This is a genomic window from Micromonospora sp. NRRL B-16802, assembly GCF_001279555.1.
GTDB classification, from domain to species: Bacteria; Actinomycetota; Actinomycetes; order Mycobacteriales; family Micromonosporaceae; genus Micromonospora; species Micromonospora profundi.
The window spans coordinates 57,929-71,652 of sequence record NZ_LGEB01000053.1 but is presented as its reverse complement, the minus strand read 5'-3'; the positions used below and the strand labels follow the sequence as shown (position 1 = coordinate 71,652).

The following is a 13,724-nucleotide window of genomic DNA, read 5'->3' as shown; positions in this document are numbered from 1 at the left end:
GGGGCCTCGTCGTGTCCGGACCGCCCCGGCCACGGGCGGGGTTCGGCATGATGGAGGCATGACGACAGCACCCGGGCAGGTGCCCGTCGCGTTTCAGGGCGTGCGCCACCCGCTGGATCCCGATCCGGCCCGCGCCACGAAGGCACGGGCGGTATTCGCGTTGGGGCTGCTCGGCATGCTCACCGGCCTGTTCATCGGCGGGGTGGTGCCGGCGACGGTGGCACTCCAGTTGGCGCGGCAGGCTCGCCGGGAGGCGTACTCCTCGGGGGGTTTCCTCACCGGTGGCGCCTGGTTGCGGCGCGGAGAGCGGATGGCGTGGATCGGCCTGGTGCTGGTCGCGGTCAGCGTGGTCGCCGCCGTGGTGATCGGCGTGGTCCGGTTGGCGGACATGCCGTTCGGCCATGACTACCCGGCGAACATGGACTGATTCGGCCGCGATCGCGTCGGCGCGGGCGGCGTCGCGCCCGGCCGGTAGCCTGGCCGGTGTCCGCCGTGCGGCGGTGGTGGCCCTGTCGACAGGAGGACCTCGTGACGGAACCGGCGCGGCCCCCGGCGGACGAGCCGGCCGGGCATCCTGGCGCGCCGGCCTCCGGCCCGGCCCCGTCCGAGCCGAGTGGCTGGGCACGACCCGACCCGGCCGACCAGCCAGGCGCCTCCGCGGCCTCTCCCGATTCGGGTACGTCGCCGGCGCCCTCACCCGACCGCGCGTCGGCCGGGAACGAGTCGTCCCCGCCCGCCTGGGGCGATGCGCCACGTTCGTCACCACCGTCCGGGTGGGGCGAGCCGCCTCTCTCGTCGCCGCCTTCGGTTTGGGGCGACGCGCCCCGTTCGGCGCCGGTGTCCGGTTGGGGTGCGCCCGCGCCAGGTTGGGGTGCCCCTCCCGCCGGCTGGGCTACGGCCCCCGGCTCCGGCCAACCCGACCCGGGTTCCGGTGCCTCGACACGGCCGGGGTGGGGTCCGCCGTCGTCCGAGCCAGGTGCGCCACAAGGGTGGGCGCAGCCGCCGGCATCCGGCGCGCCGCAAGGTTGGGCGCAGCCGCAGTCCGGGCCTGGTGGGCCGCAGGGGTGGGCGCAGGCGCCGGCATCCGGTGAGCCGCAAGGTTGGGCGCAGCCTGGGCCTGGTGGGCCGCAGGGTTGGTCGCCGCCGTCCGGGCCCGGTGCGCCGCAGGGGTGGGCGCAAGCTCCGGGCTCTGGTGGGCCGCAGGGGTGGGGGCAGCCGCAGTCGGGTGGGCCGGGGTGGGGGATGGCGCCCGCTCGGCCGGTGCCGCCGCCCAGTGATGATCAGCGCCGGCCGCCGAAGCGGGTGGAGGCGGTGTCCGGCACGCCGTTCGGTGTGGTGCACCTGGACGTGCCGCCGGTCACCTCCGGGCTGGCCATCGGCGCGCTCGTCGCGGGGATCGCGTCGATCCTGATCTCGCTGCTGGTGCTCTGCTTCGGGGTGGCGTTCGTCAACGACGGCGGGGCCTGGGCGTCCGGTGCGTTCACAGTGGTCGGGGTGCTGGCGGGGGTGGCGGCGATCGTCGCCGGCCTGCTCGGCCAGCGCCAGATCCGGCGGCCGACCGAGCCACCTGCGGTGCGGTTCACCGGCCGAGGGCTGGCGGTGGCCGGGATCAGCTGCGGGGCTGTGGGGGCGCTGCTCAGCCTCCTCGGACTGGGTCTGGCGCTGCTGCTCACCTTCGCGTGAGGGCGGCGACCGGGCCACGTGAGGACGGTCACCGACGCGAGCTTCGTCGCAGCTCTCGGACCAGGTCTGCGGTGCCTGGTCCGGGGGCGACGGGTGGTGCGGCGGGCAAGCCGGTACACTTGTATTCGTAGGTGCCCTTCGCGGGCGACGAGGCAGGACGAGATCCGGCCGGCGAGCGTGAGACGTTCGCCGGGCCATTCCGTTTTGACCTGGGCGGCTGTGGTAGGTACTCTTTCCCCTTGTGCCCGGGCGTGCCCGGGCAACTCGTGCGTGCGCTGGATCTGATAGTCCGGGCGGCGGCACGACAAGCCAGAGATCCGGGGCGGGGCGACCCGCGTGCCGGTGACAAACCCCGGTACGCCGCGAAAGCGTCCGCACCGGGACCGTGAGTGGGGCGACACGCCCGACCGCGGGTACCGGGGCCTCCGCAAGGCGGCCCTGGTCGGAATGTAGGAGAGCCGGTCATCAGGCCGGCTAACGAGCAGACGGCGCGGCCGCGACAGCGCGGCCGAAGGGAGCGGAGAAACCCGGTGCCCACGATCCAGCAGCTGGTCCGAAAGGGCCGCCAGGCTAAGACGAGCAAGACCAAGACCCCGGCGCTGAAGGGTTCCCCTCAGCGGCGCGGCGTGTGCACCCGCGTGTACACCACCACCCCCAAGAAGCCGAACTCAGCGCTGCGCAAGGTCGCTCGTGTGAAGCTCAGCAGCCAGATCGAGGTGACCGCCTACATCCCGGGCGTCGGTCACAACCTGCAGGAGCACTCGATCGTGCTCGTTCGCGGCGGCCGGGTGAAGGACCTCCCCGGCGTGCGTTACAAGATCGTCCGCGGCTCGCTGGACACCCAGGGTGTCCGCAACCGCAAGCAGGCGCGCAGCCGTTACGGCGCGAAGAAGGAGAAGAGCTGACATGCCGCGTAAAGGACCCGCTCCGCGGCGGCCGCTGGTCGCTGACCCGGTGTACAACTCGCCGCTGGTCACCCAGCTGGTAAACAAGATCCTGCTGCGCGGCAAGCGCCAGCTCGCCGAATCGATCGTGTACGCGGCCCTCGAGGGCTGCCGCGAGAAGTCCGGCACCGACCCGGTCGTCACCCTCAAGCGGGCGATGGACAACGTCAAGCCGACCCTCGAGGTGCGCAGCCGTCGTGTCGGTGGCGCCACCTACCAGGTTCCGGTCGAGGTTCGTCCGACCCGGGCGACCACCCTGGGTCTGCGCTGGCTGGTGACGTACTCCCGCGCCCGCCGCGAGAAGACCATGGTCGAGCGGCTGATGAACGAGCTGCTGGACGCGAGCAACGGCCTCGGTGCCGCCGTCAAGCGGCGCGAGGACACGCACAAGATGGCCGAGTCGAACAAGGCCTTCGCGCACTACCGCTGGTAACACCCTGGTTCCGGCGTCCCACGGACGCCGGAACCGCCACCAGTTGAGTCGAGACGACGATAAGTAGGGATTGAAGTGGCCGCCGCAGACGCGCTCGCCAACGTACGCAATATCGGCATCATGGCGCACATCGATGCCGGTAAGACCACTACCACCGAGCGAATCCTGTTCTACACCGGCATCACCTACAAGATCGGTGAAGTCCACGAGGGCGCTGCCGTCATGGACTGGATGGAGCAGGAGCAGGAGCGCGGTATCACGATCACTTCCGCCGCCACGAAGTGCGAGTGGAAGGGCCACACGATCCAGATCATCGACACGCCCGGCCACGTCGACTTCACGGTCGAGGTGGAGCGGTCGCTGCGGGTGCTGGACGGTGCGGTCGCGGTGTACGACGGCGTGGCCGGTGTCGAGCCGCAGACGGAGAACGTCTGGCGGCAGGCGGACAAGTACGACGTCCCCCGGATGTGCTTCGTCAACAAGCTCGACCGGACCGGTGCCGACTTCTTCCGCTGCGTGCAGATGATGATCGACCGGCTGAACGCCACCCCGCTGGTGCTGCAGATCCCGATCGGTGCCGAGGCCGACTTCATCGGTGTCGTCGACCTGGTCGAGATGCGCGCCCTGACCTGGCGCGGCGAGACCCAGAAGGGTGAGGACTACGCGGTCGAGGACATCCCGGCCGACCTCGCCGACTCGGCCGCTGAGTGGCGCGAGAAGCTGATGGAGACCCTCGCCGACGTCGACGACGCGGTGATGGAGAAGTACCTCGAAGGCGAGGAGATCTCCACCGACGAGATCCGGGCCGCCATCCGCCGCGCGACCATCGGTGGCAAGGCCAACCCGGTCCTCACGGGCACCGCCTTCAAGAACAAGGGCATCCAGCCGATGCTGGACGCCGTCGTGGCGTACCTGCCGTCGCCGCTGGACATCCCGGCGATCGAGGGCACGGCGACCGACGGCGAGACGCCGTTGCAGCGCCAGCCCTCCACCAAGGAGCCGTTCTCCGGCCTGGCCTTCAAGATCCAGACCGACAAGCACCTTGGCAAGCTCACCTACGTCCGGATCTACTCGGGCGTGGTCGAGACCGGCACCCAGGTGGTCAACTCCACCAAGGACCGCAAGGAGCGCATCGGCAAGATCTACCAGATGCACGCCAACAAGCGGGAAGAGCGCGGCTCGGCCCACGCTGGCGACATCATCGCGGTGCAGGGTCTCAAGCAGACCACCACCGGTGACACGCTGTGCGACCCGGCGAACCCGGTCATCCTGGAGTCGATGACGTTCCCGGAGCCGGTCATCGAGGTCGCCATCGAGCCGAAGACCAAGGCCGACCAGGAGAAGCTCAGCACCGCCATCCAGCGGCTCGCTGAGGAGGACCCGACCTTCCGCGTCAAGCTGGACGAGGAGACCGGTCAGACGGTCATCGCCGGCATGGGCGAGCTGCACCTGGACATCCTGGTCGACCGGATGCGCCGCGAGTTCAACGTCGAGGCGAACATCGGTAAGCCGCAGGTGGCGTACCGCGAGACGATCCGCCGCAAGGTGGACAAGATCGAGTACACCCACAAGAAGCAGACCGGTGGTTCCGGCCAGTACGCCCGCGTGATCGTGAGCGTCGAGCCGCTGCCGCTTGACAACGACTCGCCGACCTACGAGTTCGCAAACGCCGTCACCGGTGGTCGCATCCCGCGGGAGTTCATCCCGTCGGTCGATGCCGGTGCTCAGGACGCCATGCAGTACGGCATCCTGGCGGGCTTCCCGCTCGTCGGTGTGAAGCTGACGCTGCTGGACGGCCAGTACCACGAGGTCGACTCCTCGGAAATGGCATTCAAGATCGCCGGCTCGATGGTGATGAAGGAGGCGGCCCGCAAGGCCGACCCCGCACTCCTTGAGCCGATGATGGCCGTTGAGGTCACCACTCCTGAGGAGAACATGGGTGACGTCATCGGCGACCTCAACTCCCGCCGGGGCATCATCCAGGCGATGGAGGAGCGCAGCGGCGCCCGCATCGTGAAGGCTCTGGTGCCGTTGTCGGAGATGTTCGGCTACGTCGGCGACCTGCGGTCGAAGACCCAGGGCCGGGCTAGCTACAGCATGCAGTTCGACTCCTACGCCGAGGTTCCGCAGAGCGTCGCGAAGGAGATCATCGCCAAGGCAACGGGCGAGTAACTTCCCCGAGCAGGTGATTCGTGGTCGGTCGCGGGTGGTTCACCCGCCCGCGGCCACCACGATCGGATCGCGTGAGACCGGGCCTGTAGGCTTCATCGCCGCAGAACCCACAAAAGCTCTCCGGCCGCCAGGCCGGAAAGGCTGTCGACAGAGTCCTAAGCGCCGACCGGCGCGCCGGGCGTACGAACCAAGAAGTCCACAGGAGGACACCAGTGGCGAAGGCGAAGTTCGAGCGGACTAAGCCGCACGTCAACATCGGCACCATTGGTCACATCGACCACGGTAAGACGACGCTGACGGCGGCCATCACGAAGGTCCTGCACGACCAGTACCCCGACCTGAACCCCTACACGCCGTTCGACGAGATCGACAAGGCGCCGGAGGAGAAGGCCCGCGGTATCACGATCTCGATCGCGCACGTCGAGTACCAGACCGAGGCGCGGCACTACGCGCACGTCGACTGCCCCGGCCACGCGGACTACATCAAGAACATGATCACCGGTGCCGCGCAGATGGACGGCGCGATCCTGGTGGTCGCGGCGACCGACGGCCCGATGCCGCAGACCCGCGAGCACGTGCTGCTGGCCCGTCAGGTTGGCGTGCCGTACATCGTCGTGGCGCTCAACAAGAGCGACATGGTCGATGACGAGGAGCTCCTGGAGCTCGTCGAGCTCGAGGTGCGCGAGCTGCTCTCCTCGCAGGAGTACCCGGGTGACGACCTTCCGGTCGTCCAGGTCTCCGCGCTGAAGGCGCTCGAGGGCGACCCGGTCTGGACCGAGAAGCTGCTCGAGCTGATGACCGCAGTCGACACCGCGATTCCGCAGCCGGAGCGCGAGACTGAGAAGCCGTTCCTCATGCCCGTCGAGGACGTGTTCACGATCACCGGTCGTGGCACGGTCGTCACCGGTCGTGTCGAGCGCGGCGTGCTGCTCCCGAACGAGGACGTCGAGGTTGTCGGCATCCGCGAGAAGGGCTTCAAGACCAAGGTCACCGCGATCGAGATGTTCCGGAAGACCCTGGACGACGCGCGCGCAGGCGAGAACGTCGGTCTCCTGCTGCGTGGCACCAAGCGCGAGGACGTCGAGCGCGGCATGGTGGTCATCAAGCCGGGCACCACGACCCCGCACACGGAGTTCGAGGCGACGGTCTACATCCTCTCCAAGGAGGAGGGCGGCCGGCACACCCCGTTCTTCCAGAACTACCGTCCGCAGTTCTACTTCCGGACCACGGACGTCACCGGTGTCGTCACCCTCCCCGAGGGCACCGAGATGGTCATGCCGGGTGACAACACCACCATGTCGGTGAAGCTGATCCAGCCCATCGCCATGGAGGAGAACCTCAAGTTCGCGATCCGCGAGGGTGGCCGCACCGTCGGCGCCGGGTTCGTCACCAAGATCATGAAGTGAACTAGGTAACCCCGATTAGACCCGCCGCCGGTCGTGCGGCATACTAGTCAGGTTGCGTAACGACAGTTCGTCGCCTGTGTTCGGCCTTCGCTGAACCTCCGGGTGGCGAGACAGTCGAGCGTGGGGTGGTTGGCGGCCCAGTCGCCAACCACCCTCGCACGGCGTTCAGGTCGCGGTAATGCGATCGGCGCCTTGACCCACCGCGCGGTCAGCACCACTCCGGAACCACGGGGCGGAGCCCGGCCCGAGGGCGCGACACGCCCGACCGCGGGGGTCGGCGAAGTGGGCCTGTGCCAGCCGGTACAGGCGCCCGCAACACAGCGGCATCGAGAGAAGGAACAGAAGCCACCATGGCGGGACAGAAGATCCGCATCCGGCTCAAGGCCTATGACCACGAGGTCGTCGACTCCTCGGCTCGGAAGATCGTCGAGACGGTGACGCGCACCGGGGCGCAGGTCGCGGGCCCGGTGCCGCTGCCCACGGAGATCAACCGTTTCTGCGTTATCCGCTCGCCGCACAAGTACAAGGACTCGCGCGAGCACTTCGAGATGCGCACGCACAAGCGGCTGATCGACATCATCGACCCGACCCCGAAGACGGTCGACTCGCTCATGCGCCTCGACCTGCCGGCTGGCGTCGACATCGAGATCAAGCTGTAGGGACCGGACAAATGGACAGGCAAGTCAAGGGGATCCTGGGCGCCAAGCTCGGCATGACCCAGGTCTGGGACAACAACAAGGTTGTTCCCGTGACCGTGGTCGAGGCCGGCCCGTGCGTCATCAGCCAGGTTCGTAGCGCCGAGAAGGACGGTTACTCAGCGGTCCAGCTGGCGTACGGCACGATCGACCCGCGCAAGGTCAAGAAGCCGATCAGCGGCCACTACGCCAAGGCGGACGTGGCGCCGCGCCGGCACATCGTCGAGCTGCGCACCACTGACGCTGGGGAATACTCGCTCGGCCAGGAGGTCACGGTCGAGGAGTTCCCGGCCGGCGTCACGATCGACGTCACCGGAAAGACCAAGGGCAAGGGCTACGCCGGCCCGATGAAGCGGCACGGCTTCCACGGTCTGCGCGCCAGCCACGGTGTCGAGCGCAAGCACCGCTCGCCCGGTTCCATCGGCGCCTGCGCCACCCCGGGTCGTGTCTTCAAGGGCACCCGGATGGCCGGCCGCATGGGTGGCGTGCGCTACACCGTGCAGAACCTCACCGTCCAGGCGGTCGACACCGAGAACAACCTGCTGCTCGTCCGCGGTGCCATTCCTGGCCCCAAGGGCGCGCTGGTTCTGGTCCGTACCGCGGCGAAGAGCAAGGTCAAGAAGGGCGGTGCGGCCAAGTGACCACCGTTGACGTGCGCACCGTCGAAGGCAGCACCAGCGGCTCCGTCGAGCTGCCGGCTGACATCTTCGACGTGCAGGCCAACGTCGCGCTGATGCACCAGGTCGTGGTGGCCCAGCTCGCGGCGGCCCGACAGGGCACGCACAAGACCAAGACCCGCGGCGAGGTCGCCGGCGGCGGCAAGAAGCCGTACAAGCAGAAGGGCACCGGTCGCGCCCGGCAGGGCTCGATCCGCGCACCGCAGTTCGCCGGCGGTGGCGTGGTACACGGTCCCGTTCCGCGTGACTACAGCCAGCGGACCCCGAAGAAGATGAAGGCCGCCGCGCTGCGCGGTGCCCTCTCCGACCGGGCCCGCGCCGGGCAGGTACACGTTGTCGAGGCGTTCGTCTCGGGCGAGAAGCCGTCGACGAAGGCGGCCCTTGCCACGCTGACCAAGCTCACCGAGGCCCGTCGGGTTCTCGTCGTGCTGAGCAGCACCGACGAGCTGAACTGGGTGTCGCTGCGCAACGAGCCGCGGGTGCACCTGATCGAGTCCGGCCAGCTGAACACGTACGACGTGCTGGTGGCCGACGACGTGGTCTTCACCAAGGACGCCCTGGACGAGTTCCTGGGCGTGCCCGCCGAGACCACCGAGGAGGGTGGCAAGTGAGCACGATCGCCGACCCGCGCGACATCATCGTGGCGCCGGTCGTCTCGGAGAAGAGCTACAGCGAGCTGAACCGGAACTGGTACACCTTCCTGGTGCACCCGGACGCGAACAAGACCGAGATCAAGATCGCTATCCAGCAGATCTTCAACGTCCGCGTCCTGACGGTCAACACGCTCAACCGCCAAGGGAAGCGCAAGCGCACCAAGACCGGCTTCGGTCAGCGCAAGGCGACCAAGCGGGCGATCGTGAAGCTGGCTGACGGTGACCGTATCGAGGCCTTCGGCGGCCCGGTCAGCTGAGGGGTGTAGACAATGGCTATCCGTAAGTACAAGCCGACGACGCCGGGCCGACGTGGCTCCAGCGTTGCCGACTTCGCCGAGATCACCCGGTCCACGCCGGAGAAGTCGCTGCTGGCTCCGTTGCCGAAGAAGGGCGGGCGTAACGCCCACGGCCGGATCACCACGCGGCACCACGGTGGCGGTCACAAGCGCCAGTACCGTCTGATCGACTTCAAGCGGGTCGACAAGGACGGCGTGCCGGCGAAGGTCGCTCACATCGAGTACGACCCGAACCGCACGGCGCGTATCGCGCTGCTGCACTACGCCGACGGCGAGAAGCGGTACATCCTCGCGCCGAAGGACATGAAGCAGGGCGACCGCGTCGAGTCCGGTCCGGGCGCCGACATCAAGCCGGGTAACAACCTGCCGCTGCGCAACATCCCGGTCGGTACCACGATCCACAACGTGGAGCTGCGTCCGGGTGGCGGGGCCAAGCTCGCCCGCTCCGCCGGCGTCGGCATCCAGCTGCTCGGCCGTGAGGGCGCGTACGCGACCCTGCGTATGCCGTCCGGCGAGATCCGGCGTGTGGACGTGCGCTGCCGCGCAAGCGTCGGCGAGATCGGCAACGCCGACCAGTCGAACATCAACTGGGGTAAGGCCGGCCGTATGCGGTGGAAGGGCAAGCGCCCGACCGTCCGTGGTGTCGCCATGAACCCGGTCGACCACCCGCACGGTGGTGGTGAGGGTAAGACCTCTGGTGGTCGCCACCCGGTCAACCCGCAGGGTAAGCCCGAGGGCCGCACCCGCCGTAAGGGCCAGCCGAGTGACCGGCTGATCGTCCGCCGTCGCTACGCCACGCGTAAGCGCGGCTGAGGGAGATAAGACATGCCTCGCAGCCTGAAGAAGGGCCCGTTCGTAGACGACCACCTGCTCAAGAAGGTGGAAGTTCAGAACGACAAGGGCTCGAAGAACGTGATCAAGACCTGGTCGCGGCGCTCGACGATCATCCCCGAGATGCTGGGGCACACGATCGCCGTGCACGACGGACGCAAGCACGTCCCGGTGTTCGTGACCGAGGCGATGGTCGGGCACAAGCTCGGCGAGTTCGCGCTGACCCGCACGTTCAAGGGTCACGAGAAGGACGACCGGAAGAGCCGTCGGCGCTGACGCCGCGGGCATACGGATAGAGGGAACAAGGGGTTACAGCGATGCCAGGAAAGGGCGACGCTCCGGTGCTTCCGGGCGCGCGGGCGGTTGCGCGGCACGTGCGCATCTCGCCGATGAAGGCGCGCCGGGTGGTCAACCTCGTCCGCGGCCTGCCCGCGAAGGAGGCTCTCACGGTGCTGCAGTTCGCGCCGCAGGCTGCGAGCGAGCAGGTGTACAAGGTGCTCGCTAGCGCGATCGCCAACGCGGAGAACAACGAGCGGCTGGACCCCGGCGCGCTGCTCGTCAGCGAGGCGTTCGTGGACGAGGGCCCGACGATGAAGCGGTTCCAGCCGCGGGCGCAGGGCCGGGCGTACCGGATCCGCAAGCGCACCTGCCACATCACCGTGGTGGTCGAAGCGGTTGCGCCGGCAGCGCCGAGGAAGGCCGCGGCGAAGAAGGCCGCCCCGGCCACGGAGGCCGCACCGGCCGAAGCGCAGAGCAAGACGGAGGACGCCGAGTAATGGGTCAGAAGGTTCACCCCACTGGGTTCCGGCTCGGCATCTCGACCGACTGGAAGTCCCGCTGGTTCGCGGACAAGCTCTACAAGGACTACATCGGCGAGGATGTCAAGATCCGCCGGATGATGTCCAAGGGCCTCGAGCGTGCCGGCATTTCCAAGGTCGACATCGAGCGCACCCGCGACCGCGTCCGGGTCGACATCCACACCGCCCGGCCGGGCATTGTCATCGGCCGTAAGGGTGCGGAGGCCGACCGGATCCGCGGCGAGCTGGAGAAGCTCACCGGCAAGCAGGTGCAGCTGAACATCATCGAGGTGAAGAACCCCGAGTCGGACGCACAGCTCGTCGCGCAGGGCGTGGCCGAGCAGCTGTCCAGCCGGGTCAGCTTCCGTCGGGCGATGCGCAAGGCCATGCAGTCGGCCATGAAGAACCCGGTCTGCAAGGGCATCCGGGTTCAGGTCTCGGGTCGCCTCGGCGGCGCCGAGATGAGCCGGACCGAGTTCTACCGTGAGGGCCGGGTTCCGCTGCACACGCTGCGGGCCAACATCGAGTACGGCTTCTTCGAGGCCCGTACCACGTTCGGTCGGATCGGTGTGAAGGTCTGGATCTACAAGGGTGACGCCGTCCCGGGCCGGGAGGCTCCGGCCGAGGCCGGTCCGTCCCGTCCGCGTCGTGGTGAGCGCGGCGACCGTCCCGAGCGTCCGCGCCGTGGCCGGTCGGGTTCGTCCGGCACCACGGCTGGTGGCACCGAGGCCGGTCGGGCTGCTGCGACCACCATCGCGCAGCAGGCCGAGACGCCGAGCGGCGAGCCGGTCGACAGCGCTGCTGTCGCCGCCGCTGCTGCTCCGGCAGAAACGCAGCAGGAGGGCTGACAGATGCTGATGCCGCGCAAGCCCCCGAAGGGCTTCCGCAAGCCGCACCACCCGGACCGCAGTGGCGCGTCCAAGGGTGGTAACCGGGTGGTGTTCGGCGAGTTCGGGATCCAGGCTCTCGAGCCGGCGTACGTGACGAACCGACAGATCGAGTCGGCACGTATCGCGATGACTCGCCACATCAAGCGTGGTGGCAAGGTCTGGATCACGATCTTCCCGGACCAGGCCCTCACCAAGAAGCCCGCCGAGACCCGGATGGGTTCCGGTAAGGGCTCGCCGGAGTGGTGGGTTGCCAACGTCAAGCCGGGGCGGGTTCTCTTCGAGATGTCCTTCCCCAACGAGCAGACCGCGCGAGAGGCCATGCGTCGCGCGATCCACAAGCTCCCGATGAAGTGCCGCATTGTTACGCGCGAAGTGGGTGAATCCTGATGGCAGCGGGCGTTAAGGCGACCGAGCTGCGTGAGCTCTCCGAGGAGGAGCTGGTCACGAAGCTGCGGGAGGCCAAGGCGGAGCTGTTCAACCTCCGCGTGCAGGCCGCAACCGGGCAGCTGGACAACAACCGGCGGTTGCAGGTCATCCGTCGGGAGATCGCCCGGATCTACACGATCATGCGCGAGCGCGAGCTGGGGCTCTCGGCCGCGCCGACTGAGGTGACTGCATCATGACCGAGAACACCACCACTGACGCCACCCGCGCGCGCCGCAAGGTTCGCGAGGGCCTGGTGGTCAGCGACAAGATGGACAAGACCGTCGTTGTCGAGGTCGAGGACCGGGTTCGGCACGCGCTGTACGGCAAGATCATGCGCCGTACGAGCAAGCTGAAGGTGCACGACGAGCAGAACGCCGCTGGCACCGGCGACCGGGTCCTGATCATGGAGACCCGGCCGCTGAGCGCCACCAAGCGTTGGCGGATCGTGGAGATCCTGGAAAAGGCCAAGTAGCGAAGGCTCGAGCTCGCCCGGCGTTGCGTCGGGCGTTGGTTCCGCCAGGCTCCGGCCGCCATGGCGGCCGGAGAACCGGCAGACATAGGAGATAGACGTGATTCAGCAGGAGTCGCGACTGCGCGTCGCCGACAACACGGGTGCTCGGGAGATCCTGTGCATCCGGGTTCTCGGTGGCTCCGGTCGGCGCTACGCGAGTATCGGCGACGTCATCGTGGCCACCGTCAAGGACGCGATCCCGGGTGCCGGTGTCAAGAAGGGCGACGTCGTCAAGGCGGTCATCGTCCGCACCGCCAAGGAGAAGCGGCGTCCGGACGGCTCGTACATCCGCTTCGACGAGAACGCCGCCGTCATCATCAAGGACGGTGGGGACCCGCGCGGTACCCGCATCTTCGGCCCGGTGGGTCGGGAGCTGCGGGACAAGCGGTTCATGAAGATTATTTCCCTCGCGCCGGAGGTGTTGTGACCGTGAAGGTCAAGAAGGGCGACACGGTCGTCGTCATCGCCGGCAAGGACAAGGGTGCCAAGGGCAAGGTCATCGCGGCCTACCCGCGGCAGGACAAGGTCCTGGTCGAGGGCGTGAACCGGGTCAAGAAGCACACCCGCATCAGCACCACCCAGCGTGGCGCCAAGACCGGCGGCATCGTCACCCAGGAGGCCCCGATCCACGTCTCGAACGTGCAGGTCCTGGACTCCGACGGCAAGCCGACGCGCGTCGGTTACCGGATCGACGACAACGGCCAGAAGGTCCGCATCGCGCGTAGCACCGGTAAGGACCTGTGATGACCACGGCTACCGAAAAGACCATGCCGCGCCTCAAGGAGCGGTACCGCAACGAGATCGTGGCCCAGCTGCGTGAGCAGAACAGCTACGGCAACCCCATGCAGGTGCCGCGGCTGGTCAAGATCGTCGTCAACATGGGTGTCGGCGAGGCTGCTCGCGACGCCAAGCTGATCGACGGCGCGGTCCGCGACCTCGCCACGATCACCGGCCAGAAGCCGCAGGTGCGGCGGGCGACCAAGTCCATCGCGCAGTTCAAGCTCCGCGAGGGCATGCCGATCGGCGCGAAGGTCACCCTTCGCGGTGACCGGATGTGGGAGTTCCTGGACCGGCTGCTGTCCATCGCGCTGCCGCGTATCCGCGACTTCCGCGGTCTGGACGGGCGCAAGCTCGACGGGCACGGCAACTACACGTTCGGTCTGACCGAGCAGTCGGTGTTCCACGAGATCGATCAGGACAAGATCGATCGCCAGCGGGGCATGGACATCACGGTGGTCACCACCGCCACGACCGACGACGAGGGCCGGGCGCTGCTCAAGCTCCTGGGCTTCCCGTTCAAGGAGAACTGA

Annotated in this window: 20 protein-coding genes; all 20 read left to right on the top strand. The window is 68.2% G+C overall.

Annotated features, from left to right (window positions below; translation table 11 throughout):
- Positions 1-58: 58 nt before the first annotated feature.
- Positions 59-427, top strand: a complete 369-nt coding sequence (locus ADK66_RS10655; RefSeq protein WP_053653957.1) for a hypothetical protein — start codon at positions 59-61, stop codon at positions 425-427.
- An 875-nt stretch (positions 428-1,302) separates the two neighbouring features.
- Positions 1,303-1,683, top strand: coding sequence for a phage holin family protein (locus ADK66_RS10650; RefSeq protein WP_053653955.1), 381 nt, complete (start codon positions 1,303-1,305; stop codon positions 1,681-1,683).
- Between the two features lie 530 nt (positions 1,684-2,213).
- Positions 2,214-2,588 carry a 30S ribosomal protein S12 gene (gene rpsL, locus ADK66_RS10645; RefSeq protein WP_014440718.1) on the top strand — a complete coding sequence of 125 codons (375 nt, stop codon included), beginning with the start codon at positions 2,214-2,216 and terminating at the stop codon, positions 2,586-2,588.
- Position 2,589: 1 nt separating this feature from the next.
- Positions 2,590-3,060: a 30S ribosomal protein S7 gene (gene rpsG / locus ADK66_RS10640; protein WP_007465317.1), complete on the top strand. Its 471-nt coding sequence runs from the start codon at positions 2,590-2,592 to the stop codon at positions 3,058-3,060.
- Positions 3,061-3,135: 75 nt separating this feature from the next.
- Positions 3,136-5,232: an elongation factor G gene (fusA, locus tag ADK66_RS10635; RefSeq protein WP_053653953.1), complete on the top strand. Its 2,097-nt coding sequence runs from the start codon at positions 3,136-3,138 to the stop codon at positions 5,230-5,232.
- Between the two features lie 212 nt (positions 5,233-5,444).
- The gene (gene tuf, locus ADK66_RS10630; RefSeq protein WP_053653950.1) at positions 5,445-6,638 is read left to right on the top strand and encodes an elongation factor Tu; all 1,194 of its coding nucleotides are present in this window, start codon (positions 5,445-5,447) and stop codon (positions 6,636-6,638) included.
- 350 nt (positions 6,639-6,988) lie between these two features.
- The gene (gene rpsJ, locus ADK66_RS10625; RefSeq protein ID WP_007073037.1) at positions 6,989-7,297 is read left to right on the top strand and encodes a 30S ribosomal protein S10; all 309 of its coding nucleotides are present in this window, start codon (positions 6,989-6,991) and stop codon (positions 7,295-7,297) included.
- 11 nt (positions 7,298-7,308) lie between these two features.
- On the top strand, positions 7,309-7,974 hold the full coding sequence (rplC, locus tag ADK66_RS10620; protein WP_053653948.1) for a 50S ribosomal protein L3: 666 nt from the start codon (positions 7,309-7,311) through the stop codon (positions 7,972-7,974).
- Complete coding sequence (rplD, locus tag ADK66_RS10615) at positions 7,971-8,621, top strand: 50S ribosomal protein L4 (RefSeq protein ID WP_053653946.1); 651 nt, start codon at positions 7,971-7,973, stop codon at positions 8,619-8,621. The genes rplC and rplD overlap by 4 nt, the downstream gene beginning before the upstream one ends.
- The gene (rplW, locus tag ADK66_RS10610; protein WP_007465304.1) at positions 8,618-8,920 is read left to right on the top strand and encodes a 50S ribosomal protein L23; all 303 of its coding nucleotides are present in this window, start codon (positions 8,618-8,620) and stop codon (positions 8,918-8,920) included. Before rplD ends, rplW begins: the two co-directional genes overlap by 4 nt.
- A gap of 12 nt (positions 8,921-8,932) precedes the next feature.
- Complete coding sequence (gene rplB / locus ADK66_RS10605; protein WP_053653944.1) at positions 8,933-9,772, top strand: 50S ribosomal protein L2; 840 nt, start codon at positions 8,933-8,935, stop codon at positions 9,770-9,772.
- A gap of 12 nt (positions 9,773-9,784) precedes the next feature.
- Positions 9,785-10,066, top strand: coding sequence for a 30S ribosomal protein S19 (gene rpsS / locus ADK66_RS10600; protein ID WP_007465299.1), 282 nt, complete (start codon positions 9,785-9,787; stop codon positions 10,064-10,066).
- A 41-nt stretch (positions 10,067-10,107) separates the two neighbouring features.
- Positions 10,108-10,566, top strand: coding sequence for a 50S ribosomal protein L22 (gene rplV / locus ADK66_RS10595; RefSeq protein WP_053653942.1), 459 nt, complete (start codon positions 10,108-10,110; stop codon positions 10,564-10,566).
- On the top strand, positions 10,566-11,435 hold the full coding sequence (gene rpsC / locus ADK66_RS10590; RefSeq protein ID WP_007465294.1) for a 30S ribosomal protein S3: 870 nt from the start codon (positions 10,566-10,568) through the stop codon (positions 11,433-11,435). The genes rplV and rpsC overlap by 1 nt, the downstream gene beginning before the upstream one ends.
- 3 nt (positions 11,436-11,438) lie before the next feature.
- The gene (rplP, locus tag ADK66_RS10585; protein WP_053653940.1) at positions 11,439-11,864 is read left to right on the top strand and encodes a 50S ribosomal protein L16; all 426 of its coding nucleotides are present in this window, start codon (positions 11,439-11,441) and stop codon (positions 11,862-11,864) included.
- Complete coding sequence (gene rpmC, locus ADK66_RS10580) at positions 11,864-12,100, top strand: 50S ribosomal protein L29 (RefSeq protein WP_007465283.1); 237 nt, start codon at positions 11,864-11,866, stop codon at positions 12,098-12,100. Before rplP ends, rpmC begins: the two co-directional genes overlap by 1 nt.
- On the top strand, positions 12,097-12,375 hold the full coding sequence (gene rpsQ / locus ADK66_RS10575) for a 30S ribosomal protein S17 (protein WP_053653938.1): 279 nt from the start codon (positions 12,097-12,099) through the stop codon (positions 12,373-12,375). The genes rpmC and rpsQ overlap by 4 nt, the downstream gene beginning before the upstream one ends.
- A 97-nt stretch (positions 12,376-12,472) precedes the next feature.
- Positions 12,473-12,841, top strand: coding sequence for a 50S ribosomal protein L14 (gene rplN / locus ADK66_RS10570; RefSeq protein ID WP_015619002.1), 369 nt, complete (start codon positions 12,473-12,475; stop codon positions 12,839-12,841).
- Complete coding sequence (rplX, locus tag ADK66_RS10565) at positions 12,838-13,158, top strand: 50S ribosomal protein L24 (protein ID WP_007465276.1); 321 nt, start codon at positions 12,838-12,840, stop codon at positions 13,156-13,158. Before rplN ends, rplX begins: the two co-directional genes overlap by 4 nt.
- Complete coding sequence (rplE, locus tag ADK66_RS10560) at positions 13,158-13,724, top strand: 50S ribosomal protein L5 (protein ID WP_053653936.1); 567 nt, start codon at positions 13,158-13,160, stop codon at positions 13,722-13,724. The genes rplX and rplE overlap by 1 nt, the downstream gene beginning before the upstream one ends.